General features: G+C 37.7%; 18 protein-coding genes and 2 other annotated features. Of the genes, 3 read left to right on the forward strand and 15 right to left on the reverse strand.

Going from position 1 to position 15220, the window contains the following annotated elements; all coding sequences use genetic code 11:
- Positions 1 to 2: 2 nt before the first annotated feature.
- Together CZ490_RS11420 and zapA are read right to left on the reverse strand one after the other, a co-directional pair.
- A complete protein-coding gene (locus CZ490_RS11420; protein ID WP_077619018.1) occupies positions 3 to 530 on the reverse strand; it encodes a CvpA family protein in 528 nt (175 codons plus the stop codon).
- A 6-nt stretch (positions 531 to 536) separates the two neighbouring features.
- Positions 537 to 806, reverse strand: coding sequence for a cell division protein ZapA (gene zapA / locus CZ490_RS11425; RefSeq protein WP_077619019.1), 270 nt, complete (start codon positions 804 to 806; stop codon positions 537 to 539).
- Positions 807 to 948: 142 nt separating this feature from the next.
- On the opposite strand from zapA, the gene rnhC reads away from it, so the two are divergent.
- The gene (gene rnhC, locus CZ490_RS11430) at positions 949 to 1893 is read left to right on the forward strand and encodes a ribonuclease HIII (protein ID WP_077619020.1); all 945 of its coding nucleotides are present in this window, start codon (positions 949 to 951) and stop codon (positions 1891 to 1893) included.
- 36 nt (positions 1894 to 1929) lie between these two features.
- On the opposite strand, the gene pheT is transcribed toward rnhC, so the two are convergent.
- The 5 genes from pheT to CZ490_RS11455 all read right to left on the reverse strand — a co-directional run bounded on the left by pheT (position 1930) and on the right by CZ490_RS11455 (position 7992).
- A complete protein-coding gene (gene pheT / locus CZ490_RS11435) occupies positions 1930 to 4344 on the reverse strand; it encodes a phenylalanine--tRNA ligase subunit beta (RefSeq protein WP_077619021.1) in 2415 nt (804 codons plus the stop codon).
- 12 nt (positions 4345 to 4356) lie between these two features.
- Positions 4357 to 5391, reverse strand: coding sequence for a phenylalanine--tRNA ligase subunit alpha (pheS, locus tag CZ490_RS11440; RefSeq protein ID WP_077619022.1), 1035 nt, complete (start codon positions 5389 to 5391; stop codon positions 4357 to 4359).
- Positions 5392 to 5561: 170 nt separating this feature from the next.
- Positions 5562 to 5800: a binding site (T-box leader), on the reverse strand.
- An 81-nt stretch (positions 5801 to 5881) separates the two neighbouring features.
- Entirely contained in the window at positions 5882 to 6442 is a 561-nt protein-coding gene (locus CZ490_RS11445) for a small multi-drug export protein (RefSeq protein ID WP_077619023.1), read from the reverse strand.
- Between the two features lie 44 nt (positions 6443 to 6486).
- Positions 6487 to 7236 carry a YwaF family protein gene (locus CZ490_RS11450; RefSeq protein WP_268762087.1) on the reverse strand — a complete coding sequence of 250 codons (750 nt, stop codon included), beginning with the start codon at positions 7234 to 7236 and terminating at the stop codon, positions 6487 to 6489.
- 6 nt (positions 7237 to 7242) lie between these two features.
- The gene (locus CZ490_RS11455) at positions 7243 to 7992 is read right to left on the reverse strand and encodes a TrmH family RNA methyltransferase (RefSeq protein WP_077621039.1); all 750 of its coding nucleotides are present in this window, start codon (positions 7990 to 7992) and stop codon (positions 7243 to 7245) included.
- A gap of 122 nt (positions 7993 to 8114) precedes the next feature.
- Here CZ490_RS11455 and sspI point away from each other — a divergent pair, with 122 nt between their 5' ends.
- Positions 8115 to 8324: a small acid-soluble spore protein SspI gene (gene sspI, locus CZ490_RS11460; protein WP_077619024.1), complete on the forward strand. Its 210-nt coding sequence runs from the start codon at positions 8115 to 8117 to the stop codon at positions 8322 to 8324.
- A 47-nt stretch (positions 8325 to 8371) separates the two neighbouring features.
- On the opposite strand, the gene CZ490_RS11465 is transcribed toward sspI, so the two are convergent.
- A complete protein-coding gene (locus tag CZ490_RS11465; protein ID WP_077619025.1) occupies positions 8372 to 9457 on the reverse strand; it encodes a M42 family metallopeptidase in 1086 nt (361 codons plus the stop codon).
- 81 nt (positions 9458 to 9538) lie between these two features.
- Positions 9539 to 9955, reverse strand: a complete 417-nt coding sequence (gene dut / locus CZ490_RS11470) for a dUTP diphosphatase (protein WP_077621040.1) — start codon at positions 9953 to 9955, stop codon at positions 9539 to 9541.
- A gap of 131 nt (positions 9956 to 10086) precedes the next feature.
- Here dut and CZ490_RS11475 point away from each other — a divergent pair, with 131 nt between their 5' ends.
- The gene (locus tag CZ490_RS11475) at positions 10087 to 10482 is read left to right on the forward strand and encodes a sigma-w pathway protein ysdB (RefSeq protein ID WP_077619026.1); all 396 of its coding nucleotides are present in this window, start codon (positions 10087 to 10089) and stop codon (positions 10480 to 10482) included.
- A 171-nt stretch (positions 10483 to 10653) separates the two neighbouring features.
- Here CZ490_RS11475 and CZ490_RS11480 read toward each other — a convergent pair whose 3' ends face one another.
- The 6 genes from CZ490_RS11480 to thrS all read right to left on the reverse strand — a co-directional run bounded on the left by CZ490_RS11480 (position 10654) and on the right by thrS (position 15196).
- On the reverse strand, positions 10654 to 11223 hold the full coding sequence (locus CZ490_RS11480) for a TVP38/TMEM64 family protein (protein ID WP_234987223.1): 570 nt from the start codon (positions 11221 to 11223) through the stop codon (positions 10654 to 10656).
- A gap of 75 nt (positions 11224 to 11298) precedes the next feature.
- Positions 11299 to 11568: a DUF1294 domain-containing protein gene (locus CZ490_RS11485; protein WP_077619028.1), complete on the reverse strand. Its 270-nt coding sequence runs from the start codon at positions 11566 to 11568 to the stop codon at positions 11299 to 11301.
- Positions 11569 to 11642: 74 nt separating this feature from the next.
- Positions 11643 to 11999, reverse strand: a complete 357-nt coding sequence (rplT, locus tag CZ490_RS11490; protein ID WP_010678372.1) for a 50S ribosomal protein L20 — start codon at positions 11997 to 11999, stop codon at positions 11643 to 11645.
- A gap of 29 nt (positions 12000 to 12028) precedes the next feature.
- Positions 12029 to 12229 (reverse strand): 50S ribosomal protein L35, encoded by a 201-nt coding sequence (gene rpmI, locus CZ490_RS11495; RefSeq protein ID WP_057999468.1) that lies wholly within the window; start codon positions 12227 to 12229, stop codon positions 12029 to 12031.
- A gap of 21 nt (positions 12230 to 12250) precedes the next feature.
- Entirely contained in the window at positions 12251 to 12769 is a 519-nt protein-coding gene (gene infC, locus CZ490_RS11500; RefSeq protein ID WP_200801634.1) for a translation initiation factor IF-3, read from the reverse strand.
- 95 nt (positions 12770 to 12864) lie between these two features.
- Positions 12865 to 12999, reverse strand: a sequence feature (ribosomal protein L20 leader region).
- A gap of 265 nt (positions 13000 to 13264) precedes the next feature.
- Positions 13265 to 15196, reverse strand: coding sequence for a threonine--tRNA ligase (gene thrS, locus CZ490_RS11505; RefSeq protein ID WP_077619030.1), 1932 nt, complete (start codon positions 15194 to 15196; stop codon positions 13265 to 13267).
- Positions 15197 to 15220: the final 24 nt, after the last annotated feature.

Here is a 15220-nt window from a genome sequence, read left to right on the forward strand (position 1 = left end):
GATTAAATCCACAAATCCTTGATTTTACCAGTGAAGAATGGAGTATGTTGAACGATCATTTTGGCCATAAATGAATCATTTAGATTAGACTGAACCATCTCTACCGGAAGTAATGCCCCAATATAAAGGATGATAAATACAACTAAATAAACTTCAACAAAACCTAGTAGGCCACCAGCCCAGCCGTTAATTTGTTTTAAAATTGGTAGATTCGCAAGGAAATCTAGCATTGAACCAATTATTTGCCATAAGAACTTAGTAGCAAAGAAGATGATAGCAAAAGCAATAGCTCGATAATAAGCCGTTTCTAAATTGGTTTCTTCAAATAAAAACTTCATTGTTTCGGTATCACCGAAAGTTGGATATGGAATCCATAAGATTAATTTGGGCATAAGTTCATCATAATAGAGATATGCAACGATAAATGCAACAATAAAACCAGTTAGATGAACGATTTGAAGGATGAAACCCCTTCTCAAACCAATTAAAAATCCCATTATGAGGATGATTATTAAGATTAAATCGAACATACCACGTCAATCCTTTTCATTTTTTACTTGCTCTAAAAGCTTTTCCAGCTCTTCATAGTCTTCCTTGAGCTTTAAATGTTCATGAACAATATTAACCGCTGTTAATACTGCTAGTTTATTAATATCAAGTGTTGGATTTTTATCACTAATTTCTCTCATTTTATCATCGACAATTGAGGCCACGAGGCGTATATGACTTGTGCTCTCAGACCCGATAATCGAATATTGTTGTCCATATATATCTACTGTGGTTCTTGTTTTGTGTGGCTGTGACAAGTAGTTGGCCTCCATTCTAGTCAATCCTACAAATAATAATACCATGAACAGGTTATGTATGGAAAGAAATCTCAACAAACGTTATGATTGAATATGAAGAATTTTATCCAATCTTGTATAAAAATAGTAGGGGTTGTTATATTTGTCGAATACCGTCTTAAAGTGTACCCTTAAAACCATTGAAAAAATGAAATCTCATTATCTTAGCCAATTGCAAGATAAAGTTCCTCAAGGTGGGTTGTTTGTTGCGAAAATACCTAACTGTACAATTACAGCATATAAATCCGGAAAAGTATTATTTCAAGGCGGAAACGCCGGTATTGAGGCAGAAAAATGGGGAACCTCCGAAACAGGAACTAAAGCTTCTAAAACGAGCGCTCCAAAAGCAACAGTGAGAAAAAATGCTAGCTTACCATCTAATATTGCAACACTTTCAATGGTCGGTTCAGACGAGGTTGGTACTGGTGATTATTTCGGACCAATTACAGTCGTAGCTGCCTTTGTATCGAATGAACAGATTGCACTATTAAGGGAGTTAGGAGTAAAAGATTCTAAGGATTTAAATGACAAACAAATCTGCGAGATAGCTGAATCGATTATTCATGTTATTCCTTACAGTTTGTTAACTTTACATAATGAAAAATACAATGAACTTCAATCAAAAGGCATGACACAAGGTAAAATGAAGGCATTACTTCATAATCAGGCAATCGGGCATGTTTTAAGAAAAATTGCTCCCACCACTCCGGATGGTATTTTAATTGATCAGTTTGCTGTACCTGACGTTTATTTTAGGCATCTATCAGGGCAAAAGGAGATTATTAAAGACAAGGTATATTTCAGTACCAAAGCTGAAGGAGTTCATCTTTCAGTTGCTGCCGCTTCTATTATTGCTAGATATGCGTTTGTAAAAGAATTTGATAAGTTAAGTGAAAAGGCTGGATTAGAACTAAAGAAGGGTGCCGGGGCTCAGGTCGACGTAGTAGCAGCAAAGCTCATTAAAAAACACGGAGTAGCTGCACTCCACACCTTCACAAAACAGCATTTTGCCAATACGGATAAAGCAAAAAAAATAGCGGGAATTTGAAAATGGAGTGGGCATCAGCCCACTCCATTTCTCTTATTATGATCTTAATGTTGCGTCAAATTTATCAGAAACTGCTTTTAATACTTTTTCATGTGCCTTGGTTACTTCTTCTTCGGTTAGCGTACGCTCTGGGTCAAAATATTTGATTGAATATGCAACTGATTTTTTACCAGGCTCCATTCTCTCTCCTTCGTATAAGTCGAAGATTGTAACATCGCGAAGAAGCTTACCGCCAGCCTCAATAATAACCTGTTTCATGTCTCCTGCAGCCACGTTACTGTCCACAACAAGTGCAATGTCACGTGTCATGGATGGGAAGCGTGGAATTGGCTGATATAAAATCTCATCTACATCTGCTTCTAGAACATCCTTTAAAGATAATTCAACCACATAAGTTGGTGATAAATCTAAGTCTTTTTGGACATTCGGATGAATTTGACCAACAAATCCAATTTCTTTATTATCCAAAACTACTATTGCTGTGCGCCCAGGATGCATTCCCTCCACTCTCGCTTGAAGGAAAGAAATTCTGCTTTCAAGACCTAGTTTTTCAAATAGTCCTTCTAGGATTCCTTTTACTACATAGAAATCTACTGCTTTTTTCTCACCTTGCCATGTTGGGGATAACCATGAACCAGTAGTGGCAATTGCTAAGTGTTCCTTTTCTTCTGGTAAATCTTGATTAGGTTTTGTAATAAATACTGAGCTTGTTTCATAAGTAGCTACACTATCGATTTGACGAGCGAGGTTATGTGAAACAACTTCTAATAGATGCGGAAGTAGACTTAATCTTAAAAGACTACGCTCTTCGCTCATAGGCATCGCTAGACGAATTGGTTGGCTTGTTTCAAGCGCGTATTTAGATACTTTTTCTGCACTTGTAAGTGAATATGTGATGCTTTGGTATAATCCAACACCTTCTAAGTATCTTCTAACTAACCGACGCTTCGCTTGGTAATCCGTTAATCTTCCAGGATTTGATTCACCAACTGGTAGTGTCGTAGGTAATTCATCATACCCATAAAGCCTCGCAACTTCCTCTATTAGATCCTCTTCGATTGTAATGTCCGGTCTACGAGTAGGTGCCGTTACATGGAATAGGTCATTATCCACTGTGTATGAGAATTTTAGGTTTGTAAAAATCTCTTCAACTTTGTCTATTGTAATTTCAGTTCCTAATACTTTGTTGATTCTCTCTAGCGACACAGATACAGTCACAGGTTGAAGCTCTAAAGTATCTACTGCCACAACACCATCTAGAACGACTCCACCTGCTAGTTCTACCATAAGTTCTGCAGCTCGGTCAGCGGCTTCACGAGTACGGTTTGGATCAATACCTTTTTCAAAACGAGCACTTGCCTCACTTCGTAAACCATGATCCTTAGATGACTTACGGATTGTACTACCTGCAAAATAAGCTGATTCAATTAAAACAGTTGTAGTATCGTTCTTAACTTCAGAATTTGCTCCACCCATAACACCTGCTAATGCGACTGGCACTGTGCCATTTGTAATGACAAGGTGGTCAGTAGTTAGCGTTCTTTCGGCATCATCTAAAGTTGTAATCTTTTCACCATCTTTTGCACGTCTAACAAGAATTTCTTTTGAACCAAGACGGTCATAGTCAAACGCATGTAACGGTTGTCCGTACTCCAATAAAATATAATTTGTAATATCAACAACATTATTATGTGGACGGATTCCTTCTGCCATTAAACGTGTTTGTAGCCATAATGGAGATGGTCCAATTTTTACATCCTTCACGACTCGAGCCACATACAACGGGTTGTCTTCGTTTGCCTCAACGGAAATAGAAATATAATCTTCTGCTTTTTCTGTTGAAGTTGTTACTTTTGGTTCAGGAAGCTTGACATCTTTACCTAAGATTGCAGCGACCTCATAAGCGACTCCAAGCATACTTAAGCAATCCGCACGGTTAGGGGTTAACCCTAACTCAAGAACTCTGTCATCTAGGTTTAATTGTGCGAGTGCATCTGTTCCTGGTTCTACATCATGTGGGAATACAAAGATTCCTTCCGCATATTCCTTTGAAACAAGTTTGGATTCAATGCCAAGCTCCTGAAGTGAACAAATCATGCCGTTTGATTCCTCACCACGAAGCTTTGCCTTTTTAATTTTAAAATTACCAGGTAATACAGCACCGACTTTTGCTACGACAACCTTTTGGCCTTTGGCAACATTTGGTGCACCACAAATAATTTGAACCGGTTCACCTTCACCTATATCAACAAGACACTTATTAAGCTTGTCTGCATTTGGATGTTGCTCACATTCAAGAACATGTCCAACTACGATTCCACTAATGCCTTCCCCTAGGTGATCTACACCTTCAACTTCAATACCACTTCTAGTAATCATCTCTGCTAGTTCTTCAGCTGATACACCTGTTAAATCAACGTACTCTTGTAACCATTTATAAGAAACAAACATGTTTTTTCCTCCTTAAGCCCGATTGAATTGTTTAATGAAGCGATTATCATTTGTGTATAGATGACGAATATCATCAATTCCATATTTCAACATAGCAATTCGCTCTGGGCCCATTCCAAACGCAAATCCAGTATACTTCTTCGAATCAAAACCTGACATTTCAAGTACATTTGGATGAACCATACCAGCACCTAAAATCTCAATCCAACCTGTTTTCTTACATACATTACAACCATCTCCTCCACACTTAAAGCAAGAGATATCCATCTCAACTGATGGCTCAGTAAAAGGGAAGAAGCTAGGACGTAAACGTATTTCACGGTCCTCACCAAACATCTTTTTCGCAAAAGTGTCTAGAGTCCCTTTCAGGTCGGTCATACGAATATTTTCATCAACAACCAATCCTTCAATTTGTGTGAATTGATGAGAGTGTGTAGCATCGTCGTTATCACGGCGATACACTTTTCCTGGACAAATAATCTTAACAGGACCTTTTCCTTTATGTTTTTCCATTGTTCGTGCTTGAACAGGAGAAGTTTGGGTACGAAGCAGAATATCTTCCGTAATATAGAACGAATCCTGCATGTCTCTTGCAGGGTGGTCCTTTGGTAAATTCAAAGCTTCGAAATTATAATAATCTTTTTCGACTTCAGGTCCTTCTGCAATTGAATAACCCATTCCTAAGAATAGATCCTCAATTTCTTCAATAACCTTTGTAAGTGGGTGCGGTCCCCCAACCTTTAGCGGTCTACCAGGTAATGTAACGTCAATCGTTTCAGTAGCTAGTTTTCTCTCCACCTCTTCTTTTTCAAGTACCTCTTGTTTAGTTGTTAATTTTTCAGTAATTTGCTCTCTTACTTCATTAACAAGTGCCCCCATTTTGGGACGCTCTTCTGCAGAAAGCTTTCCCATCCCTCTTAGTACTTCAGTGATAGGTCCTTTTTTCCCTAGATACGCAACACGAATATCATTTAATTCTTTAAGATCTGTTGCAGCTTCTACTTTTGCAAGAGCTTCTTCTTTCAGCTCAAGTAATCTTTCTTGCATTTCATTTCCTCCTTAGTTAGAAAAGCGCATGGCGCCTGATTATCGACGACAAGCATAAGACGAGCGCTGATAGAAGGTGCATTTTACCTTCAGAAGCGATTGGCTTAGACCAAAGAGCCGATGGCGCCAGGGCTAGACATAATGACAAAATAAAAAACCTCAATCCCTATAAAAGGGACGAGGTTTAGAATCGCGGTACCACCCTTGTTAACAATCACATTAATGTAACTGTTCACTTCATTTCGATAACGGCAAAAGCCGGTACACCTTTACGAATACATTTGTATACGGTCCCAGTGCCAACTCAAGAGGTGAATTCACTTTCTTCTGCTATAAAAATGCTTTCAGTCACGGCATTTTCTCCCTACATAGTGAGTGGAAAGTTACTCTTCTCTTTCATCGTTTTTTTACTATATGTAAGCATATAAAATATATTATACGTATTCTCGATGTGCAAATCAAACCCATTTTTAATTTCAGAGATAAGATTTTATTTAAACATACGCACTAAAAACCCATTTTCCTGGATTTCTGGTGCAAAAAAGCTAATTCCAGAACCCGCTAACGCAGTAAAAACAATCGTCCATACTAGTAAACTTGTAATCATCCAGCCAGTTACTAATTTTCTACTTGAACCAAAACTCATGCTCATAAAAGCAGATATATGTGAGCCAACCAGTAAAGGGCCGAGAATCGTTAAACCGGGTAAACCATACTTGTCAAAAATAGTCCGTGCTCGCTTTTCTTTTTTCGATTCCTCTGCAGCATGAATCTCTGCACTTTCTTGAGAGATAATCCCTTCACCTTCTAGTGGCTCCATTCTCTCCACTTCTCTGACTGGGTTTTTCTTTTGTTTTCGAGCTTTCATCCAGACCTTGATTTTATCAACAAATAATATTAAGAGTAAAACAGTTAGTAAGTTTCCTAAAAAGCCGAGAATAGCAACAGGTATAGGAGACAACCCACCAACAATTGCAATTGGAATAACTGCAATTAGTTCAAATAAGGGTACAGCGGCCAGTATAAAGACTAACAGATAAGATATTAACATTCAAAACACCTCAATTACTAAGATTCGTACACTTATATACGAGCTTAGTTTTTAAAGGTTTCATTTTTTTTACGGGGCGCTGTATCCCTTTTAATCACAAATGGTAAATAAAGGATTAAAAACATAACCAAGGCGACAATTTCTAATGATATAATATACCATGGATACGGTCCAAGAAAGTCAATTATACTCGGATTGAATGGCTTTCTAGCAAGAAACATATAATTGCCTCCTGTTACTTTGTTAATGAAAAAAACAATCAACGCAAGTACATTTAATGCAATGAAGGCCTTCCATATCGATTTGAGTGTTGGTCTGCACTTCTCGTACCAAAGCATATATAAGCTCGCTAGAATAATTGCGATATGAGCGAGAAAGAAATGAAAATACCGATAGTGAGGAAAGTCATATGCGAGTTCCGGTGTTAACATTGCCTGCAACGCTCCTCCAATACCTAAAAAATACGTTATTTCAAACAAAAAATAACTGCGAGTCAATAGCATGATAATGCTTAAAAATAACGAAATGGAGCAGAGTTGAAGAGGAAGGGAATCAATTGGATTCCAAACTCCCGTATGCACGTACCAAACATAAAGAGACACCTCACTTATCAATAGAAAAAAAGCTAGGGACCATCGAATGATGGTTTTACCTTTTGTGAGCCCTGCTCGCCAATAAAATAGTAAAAACCCTGATCCTATCAATAATCCTAGCATGATGATATGTGAAGATGATAACCATTGAAATGGCTCTCCAACGACTGACCTTCCAAAAAAATCGCTAATTAGACTCACTCCTCTTTATCGCAAATGATAAAGTAAAATCCCGGCTGCCACAGCTACATTTAACGATTCGCTTTTCCCGTAAATCGGTATATATAAATTTTGGTCTGTTTTTTCTAGAAATTCGGTATTTACTCCATTCCCTTCATTCCCAACGATTAGTGCAAAAGAATCTCCAACAGTAGTTTCTTTATAATCAATTGCATTCTTCAATGAAGTTCCATAGACTTTAATACCCTCTTGTTGAACACGCATAATGGTTTCATGTAGATTTCCCTTTAAAATAGGTATATGAAAGATTGAGCCTTGTGTAGAACGAATGACCTTAGAATTATAGACATCAACACTTCCATCACCAATAACTACTGCATCAATCCCTGCTGCATCTGCAGTACGAATCATGGTTCCAAGATTCCCAGGGTCCTGGACAGCATCGATCAATAACAACCTAGAAAACTTTCCACTAGTATTTGTTGAATATTGTTCGCAAATTGCCGCCACTCCCTGAGAGGTATCTGTATCACTTAGGTCTTGCATGATTTTTTCAGTCACAATAGTGATTGATATGTCATCCACACTCCAGCTTGTAGGAATATCAGTTGCTTCACTTATTATTAATTCTTGAATTAACACATCACTTTTTAGTGCCTCTTCGACTAAATGAAACCCTTCTATGATAAATAGTCCAGTTTTCTCACGTTCTTTTTTTGTATGTAATTTTTTCCACTGTTTGATTTGAGGATTTTTACTCGATTCAATTCGTTTCAACGTACTTATTGCTCCTTTATGCTCATTCTTTTTTCCATTATATCCTAATAAGGATACATAAAAAAGGCGCATACCGTAAACCATACTAAAGAAAAAGTTACATAGGAAAGGTGTGCATGTGAATGAATTTGAATTTAAGACATGCTGTTAAGCATAATGTCTCAGGGAACTCTCAAGCTGAATTAGAGGATACAATTGTTGATGCAATCCAAAGTGGCGAGGAAAAGATGCTTCCTGGTTTAGGTGTATTATTTGAAGTAATTTGGCAAAATGCAAGCCAAGAAGACAAACAAGAAATGCTTACAACTTTAGAACAAGGATTAAAGCAATAAAAACAAAACAAAAGCCGATGACGCATCATCGGCTTTTTCAATTTCGATTAGTCAAATTTTATTTTATTAACAGTTTCTTGGTCTAATCGCTTGATTACTTCTGCAATAAGTTTCACTGCATTTTCATAATCATCACGGTGAAGAATTCCAGCGTGTGAATGGATGTAACGAGTAGCAATTGTAATTGCTAATGATGGGACTCCCTCTAACGTAATATGAATAGACCCTGCGTCAGTACCCCCGCCAGCAATCGCATCAAATTGATATGGCACGTTTAGTTCATCTGCTACCCCTACAACAAAGTCACGTAATCCCTTATGAGAGACCATTGAGGCATCATATAAAATGATTTGTGGGCCTTTCCCCATTTTACTTAATGCTTCTTTTTCCGAAATACCAGGAGTATCACCAGCAATACCAACATCAACCGCAATTGCAATATCAGGCTTAATCATGGTTGCAGCTGTTTTGGCGCCACGAAGACCCACTTCCTCTTGAACGGAACCAACCCCATACACCATGTTTGGATGTTCTTCATTCTTCAGGTATTTTAATACATCAATTGCAATAGCACAGCCGATACGATTATCCCATGCTTTGGCAAGTAGCATTTTTTCATTATTCATTACGGTGAATTCGAAATACGGAACAATTTGATCGCCTGGTTTCACTCCAAATTCAAGCGCTTGTTCCCTGCTTGAAGCACCAATATCAATAAACATATCTTTGATTTCAACTGGTTTTTTACGAGCTTCAGGAGAAAGAATATGCGGTGGTTTTGAACCAATAACACCAGTTATATCCCCTTTGCTTGTAACAACTGTTACACGTTGTGCAAGCATTACTTGTGACCACCAGCCACCAACTGTTTGAAACCGTAAAAATCCTTTTTCATCTATTTGTGTGACCATGAAACCAACTTCATCTAAATGACCAGAAATCATAATTTTCGGACCATTCGGATTACCTTCTTTTTTTGCAATTAAACTACCAAGCCCGTCGTATGAAATTTCATCTGAATATGGTGTTATGTATTTTTTCATGACTTCACGAGGCTCACGTTCATTACCTGGGATACCTTTTGCATCGGTAAGATCCTTTAGCATCGTTAATGTTTCATCAAGCTTTGTCATTTTCACATCACCTAACTTTCATTAATTTGACTATCTCATTATACTGAAAAAAATGGTAATTGAGCAATTTTTGAAAAGCTTTTATTTTAGCCCACTAGAGCCAAAACCACCTTCTCCTCTTTCAGATGAGGTTACTTCCTCGACTTCTTGTATATGTACCTGAGCGACAGGTGCGATTACCATTTGCGCAATCCGCATGTGCTTGTCTACAATAAAATCGAGTTTACCATGATTAATTAGGATTACGCCAATTTCTCCACGGTACCCTTCATCAATGGTTCCAGGACTATTCAATACAGTAACGGAATGTTTCAGTGCTAGTCCACTTCTTGGTCGTACCTGCGCTTCTGTTCCCGGGGGTAATTCAATTTTGATTCCCGTTTTAATTAATTCAGCCTCTCCAGGTTTAATTACCTTTTCTTCAGCAGAATATAAGTCTAACCCGGCATCACCTGGATTTGCTTGTAACGGTAGCTTTGCTTCATCGTGAAGTAGCATTATCTTTACGTTATATGTCACGAAACATTCTCCTCCTTCAAAAAAATTATAACAAATAATAAAAAACTTGAAACCTTTTATCTGGTATAATCGTATATGTTGGCAGACCTGAGATTGGAGGGAGTCCTCTTATGTTTGTCCTACTTATTCGTTTTGTACTACTATTGCTAATCATTTTCTTATTATATCGGATATTCAAGTATGTTCTAAATCCAAAGAGGAAGCTTGAGCTAGCCCAGGAAAAAGGGGAATTCTATTGGTTAGATGATCAAGCAAACGTCCATAAAAACTTCTTATTAACATATAAGGGAGTATTATTTGAGGGTGAAAAATATTTAGGAACTACTAAGAATTCATTTGAGATAGTGTCCATCTTTGTTTGGGCCAAAAAAGATAATCTCAAAGGGTTAACCTATACAGACTTTCAGTACATTGAGCGTAGAATAAGTGAAGTATACCGACATGCAAAAATTGATTGGAAAAGTCCAATTAAAGAACTTATCAAAGAAAACAGTCGTGAGCGTTAACTCACGACTGTTTTTATTTATCCCGCATTAACGGGGGCAGTGAAAGCCCTTAAATGCGAACAAAGACTAAGAGCGCCACATCCTGTGGCAACGTCTTTGTGACCCACATCATATGGGCCTCAACTAACAATCAGTGGGGGATGAAGAAACCCCACTGATTGGAGTTTCACTTTATTGATAGGACCGGGTCGGTTTAAAGAACTCGTGCCATTTGATAATGACCTGTTTTTCCCTAAGTAAATAGAATAAGAGAGTGAGAGCAAGGAGAATTGCGATGATAACAGTTGTTGAGAACTCTCGGATAAATTGACCGAATACAGTGTAGAGAAGTGCTACAGGGATATTTGTATAGAAGGAGCCTTTGGTATATTCTCGGAAATTTCGTGTGACATCTTTGATACATAAAGATAATAAATGAAAGTTTATAAATGGTATAAGACGTAAGATTGCAATTTGCCCAATGGTAAAATTCACTTTGTCACCTAACCATTTTTGCTTGAGGTTATCAATCTTTTGGGCCACTCTTGGAACCTGCCTATATAAAAAGTAAAAAACAATGCTCAGCATGGTTAAACCAAGTAAGGAATAAATAGTACCGAATAACGACCCAAACAAAATGCCCCCAACGATACAGACGACTGGTACAGGAATAAATAAGATAGGGCGGATTAGGTGCATGCCAATAAATATAAAGGGGGCAAGAAGTCCAGTGGATTCAATAAAAACAAACAGTAGTGTCATGGTTTCATCCAAATGTCCAACTCACCTCTTTCGCTTTTACAAGTGCTAATTAAGCATATACATTCGTACAAGTTGTTATGACAAGTTAACAAAAATATATGCATAAAGAGCTATTGTAAGGATTGTAAGAATGGGAAGCATGATGACAAATTGCTTATGTTTTGTCTTGTGGCGAAATTGCTTCATTCCAAATGTTGCCCCTAATGCCCCACCTAAAATGGCAACAATCCATATATGCTTTTCAGATATGCGCCATTTGTTGTTTCTCGCCCTATTTTTATCAATATACATAAGTAAGAATCCATATATATTTAGGATGACAAAGATCAATAGGATATAGTTCATAGTTATACCTCCAAAATAGACTAAACAAAAAAGGTTACTCTCATTTTACAACGGAGTAACCTTTTTACTTATAATTATTTCAAGTTGTTTTTTGCAACTGTTGCTAATTCTGCGAATGCTTTTTCATCGCTAACAGCTAGGTCAGCAAGCATTTTGCGGTTTACTTCGATACCAGCAACTTTAAGTCCGTGCATTAAACGGCTGTAAGAAAGTCCATTCATACGAGCAGCTGCATTGATACGAGTAATCCATAGCTTACGGAAGTCGCGCTTCTTTTGACGACGGTCGCGGTAAGCATACATTAATGATTTCATTACTTGTTGATTTGCAACTTTATATAAAGTGTGTTTTGAACCGAAATAACCTTTTGCTAATTTTAATACCTTTTTACGACGTTTGCGTGTAACAGTTCCGCCTTTTACTCTTGGCATTTTGTTTCCCTCCTAAGATCAATAACCGATTATTTAATGTTGTCTAACATATGACGAATACGTTTGAAATCGCCTTTGCTAACTAATGTAGCTTTACGAAGCTTACGCTTTTGCTTTTGAGATTTATTTCCGAATAAGTGGCTTGTGTATGCATGAGAACGTTTAAGTTTACCAGATCCTGTCTTCTTGAAACGCTTTGCAGTACCACGGTGTGTTTTCATTTTTGGCATAGGGAGTTCCTCCTCAATTCATTACTTTTCGATTTTAGGTGCTAGTACTAAAAACATGCTTCTTCCATCCATTTTCGGATGAGATTCAATAGTAGCTACTTCAGCACAAGCTTTAGAAAAACGATCTAAAACACGTTGACCGATTTCTTTATGTGTAATCGCACGACCTTTAAAGCGAATAGACGCTTTAACTTTGTCGCCCTTTTCAAGGAATTTTATTGCGTTACGAAGCTTTGTATTAAAATCATGCTCATCAATTGTCGGACTAAGTCTAACTTCCTTAATATTGATAACCTTTTGGTTTTTACGAGCTTCTTTTTCTTTCTTCTGTTGTTCAAAACGGAACTTACCGTAGTCCATAATACGACATACAGGTGGTTTCGCGTTAGGTGCAACAAGGACAAGATCAAGGTTTGCTCTTGCAGCAATTTCTAATGCTTCACTTTTAGATTTAATTCCGAGTTGATCACCATTTGAACCAATCAAACGAACTTCACGGGCACGAATGCCTTCGTTTACCATCATGTCTTTGCTAATAATTAGCCACCTCCAAGGTTTTTTCACTTACTTTGTCTAGCTTCCGCATTTCCTAATGAATGCCTCGTTTGAAATCTTGCGCATTTTACAGATTTGAGGCAAATAAAAAAGTGTGAATGTATACACACCCACACTATTACAATTCATTTACACATTAATGATTAATGAACGTAAGACCTACCAACTGCAATCTGCGTCAATCAGGTGAGAAGCGGGTGCTTCTACTTTCTCAAACAAGTATTCAATTACCTTAAAGAGTATAACATCTATGATGGATATCTGTCAAATAGCCAGAATTAAAATCGCAACGAGATTAATTCTAGCATGCACTTTTATCTTTGACAAGAACTTTTTACCCCGCATTAACTGGCAGTAAGTTCCAATCTAAAAATTCATGGAATTACAAGTACTTAATTGGGGAATAACTGCCAGTAAAAGCCCGATTGGTTCAACTAACATTCCGTGGGGGCTCTGGCCTCCACGGAATGAAGTTTCACTTTATCTTTTTACTTCCTGTAAAATATCAGAAAGGAATGTTTCAAACGACATTGTGTTTGATTTCTGCTCTCCATATCTACGGACATTAACTGCATTTTCACCCACTTCATTATCCCCTACAACAAGCATGAATGGAACTTTTTGCATCTGTGCTTCGCGAATTTTATAGCCAATCTTTTCATCGCGATCATCAATCTCTACACGTAATCCTTCCGCTTGAAGTTTCTCTTGAACACTCTTCGCATAGTCTAAATGTACATCAGGAGAAACTGGGATAACTTGAACTTGAACTGGTGCTAACCAAGTCGGGAATGCGCCTTTGTATTCTTCAATTAAGTAAGCAACAAAACGTTCCATTGTTGATACAACACCACGGTGAATAACGACTGGACGATGCTGCTTTCCATCTTCACCGATATAAGTTAAATCAAATCGTTCTGGTAACAAGAAGTCAAGCTGAACAGTTGAAAGTGTCTCATCTTTTCCAAGCGCTGTACGAACTTGAACGTCTAGTTTAGGACCATAGAAAGCAGCTTCCCCTTCTGCCTCAAAGTAATCAAGACCAAGGTCATCCATCGCTGCCTTTAACATGGATTGAGCTTTTTCCCACATAGTATCATCATCAAAGTATTTTTCAGTGTCCGCAGGATCGCGATAAGAAAGTCGGAAGCTGAAGTCTTTAATGTCAAAATCTTTATAAACCTCTAGAATGAGATTAACAACACGTTTGAATTCTTCCTGAATTTGATCTGGACGGACAAAAATATGGGCATCATTAAGAGTCATACCTCTAACACGTTGTAATCCAGATAACGCCCCACTCATTTCATAACGATGCATTGTACCTAATTCAGCTATACGAATTGGAAGCTTGCGGTAGCTGTGGATACCATTTTTATAAATCATCATGTGATGCGGACAGTTCATTGGACGTAATACAAGCTCTTCATTATCCATTTCCATTACTGGGAACATGTCTTCTTGATAATGATCCCAGTGTCCAGACGTCTTGTATAAATCCACATTTGCAAGTACTGGAGTATACACATGGTCATATCCTAGTCTTACTTCTTTATCAACGATATAGCGTTCGATAACGCGACGGATAGTCGCACCTTTCGGTAGCCATAATGGCAATCCTTGTCCTACCTTTTGTGAATTTGTAAATAGGCTTAATTCTTTACCTAATTTACGATGATCACGTTCTTTTGCTTCTTCCAGTAAACGTAGGTATTCGTCAAGGTCTGCTTTCTTAAAGAATGCAGTCCCATAAATACGTTGAAGCATCTTATTATCACTATCACCACGCCAGTATGCGCCAGCAATGCTTAATAGTTTAAATTCTTTAATTTTTCCTGTTGACGGTACATGAACGCCACGGCAAAGGTCAAAGAATTCACCTTGTTCGTAAATTGTTAAACCTTCACCCTCTGGGATATCTTGGATTAGTTCGAGTTTTAGCTCGTCACCAATTTCCTCGTATCTACGAATCGCTTCGTCTCGCGAAACCTCAACACGGTGTATGTCAATGTTCTCATTCACGATTTTTTTCATTTCTTTTTCGATTGCTGGTAAATCCTCAGGTGTTAGTGACTTTTCCATATCAATATCATAGTAAAAACCATTTTCAATGACTGGTCCTACTCCAAGCTTAACATCTTTGTATAAACGTTTAATCGCTTGGGCCATTAAATGCGCTGTACTGTGTCGCATGATATTTAATGCTGCATCAGTATCTTGGGTAATGATTGCAATTTCACCATCTTCATGGATTTCAGTTCGCAAATCAATTTCTTGTTCGTTAAATTTTCCGGCAATTGATTTCTTCTTAAGTCCTGGGCTGATTGAGCCTGCTATTTCTTCTGTTGTTGTTCCTTTAGGAAACTCCTTTACTGCTCCGTCTGGGAATGTAATTTTTACTACATCTGACATCAGATTCAACTCCTTTTAAAATAA

Source organism: Litchfieldia sinesaloumensis (assembly GCF_900156865.1).
GTDB lineage: Bacteria > Bacillota > Bacilli > Bacillales > Bacillaceae_L > Ferdinandcohnia > Ferdinandcohnia sinesaloumensis.

What these genes read in the sequence shown, in the direction of transcription:
- rpmI (WP_057999468.1), bottom strand. Translation starts at nt 12,229, where the DNA reads ATGCCAAAAATGAAAACACACCGTGGTACTGCAAAGCGTTTCAAGAAG.
- pheS (WP_077619022.1), bottom strand. Translation starts at nt 5,391, where the DNA reads ATGCAAGAAAGATTACTTGAGCTGAAAGAAGAAGCTCTTGCAAAAGTA.
- sspI (WP_077619024.1), top strand. Translation starts at nt 8,115, where the DNA reads ATGAATTTGAATTTAAGACATGCTGTTAAGCATAATGTCTCAGGGAAC.
- CZ490_RS11480 (WP_234987223.1), bottom strand. Translation starts at nt 11,223, where the DNA reads ATGACACTACTGTTTGTTTTTATTGAATCCACTGGACTTCTTGCCCCC.
- pheT (WP_077619021.1), bottom strand. Translation starts at nt 4,344, where the DNA reads ATGTTTGTTTCTTATAAATGGTTACAAGAGTACGTTGATTTAACAGGT.
- CZ490_RS11465 (WP_077619025.1), bottom strand. Translation starts at nt 9,457, where the DNA reads ATGACAAAGCTTGATGAAACATTAACGATGCTAAAGGATCTTACCGAT.
- dut (WP_077621040.1), bottom strand. Translation starts at nt 9,955, where the DNA reads ATGCTACTTCACGATGAAGCAAAGCTACCGTTACAAGCAAATCCAGGT.
- CZ490_RS11445 (WP_077619023.1), bottom strand. Translation starts at nt 6,442, where the DNA reads ATGTTAATATCTTATCTGTTAGTCTTTATACTGGCCGCTGTACCCTTA.
- thrS (WP_077619030.1), bottom strand. Translation starts at nt 15,196, where the DNA reads ATGTCAGATGTAGTAAAAATTACATTCCCAGACGGAGCAGTAAAGGAG.
- CZ490_RS11420 (WP_077619018.1), bottom strand. Translation starts at nt 530, where the DNA reads ATGTTCGATTTAATCTTAATAATCATCCTCATAATGGGATTTTTAATT.
- rplT (WP_010678372.1), bottom strand. Translation starts at nt 11,999, where the DNA reads ATGCCAAGAGTAAAAGGCGGAACTGTTACACGCAAACGTCGTAAAAAG.
- CZ490_RS11475 (WP_077619026.1), top strand. Translation starts at nt 10,087, where the DNA reads ATGTTTGTCCTACTTATTCGTTTTGTACTACTATTGCTAATCATTTTC.
- CZ490_RS11485 (WP_077619028.1), bottom strand. Translation starts at nt 11,568, where the DNA reads ATGAACTATATCCTATTGATCTTTGTCATCCTAAATATATATGGATTC.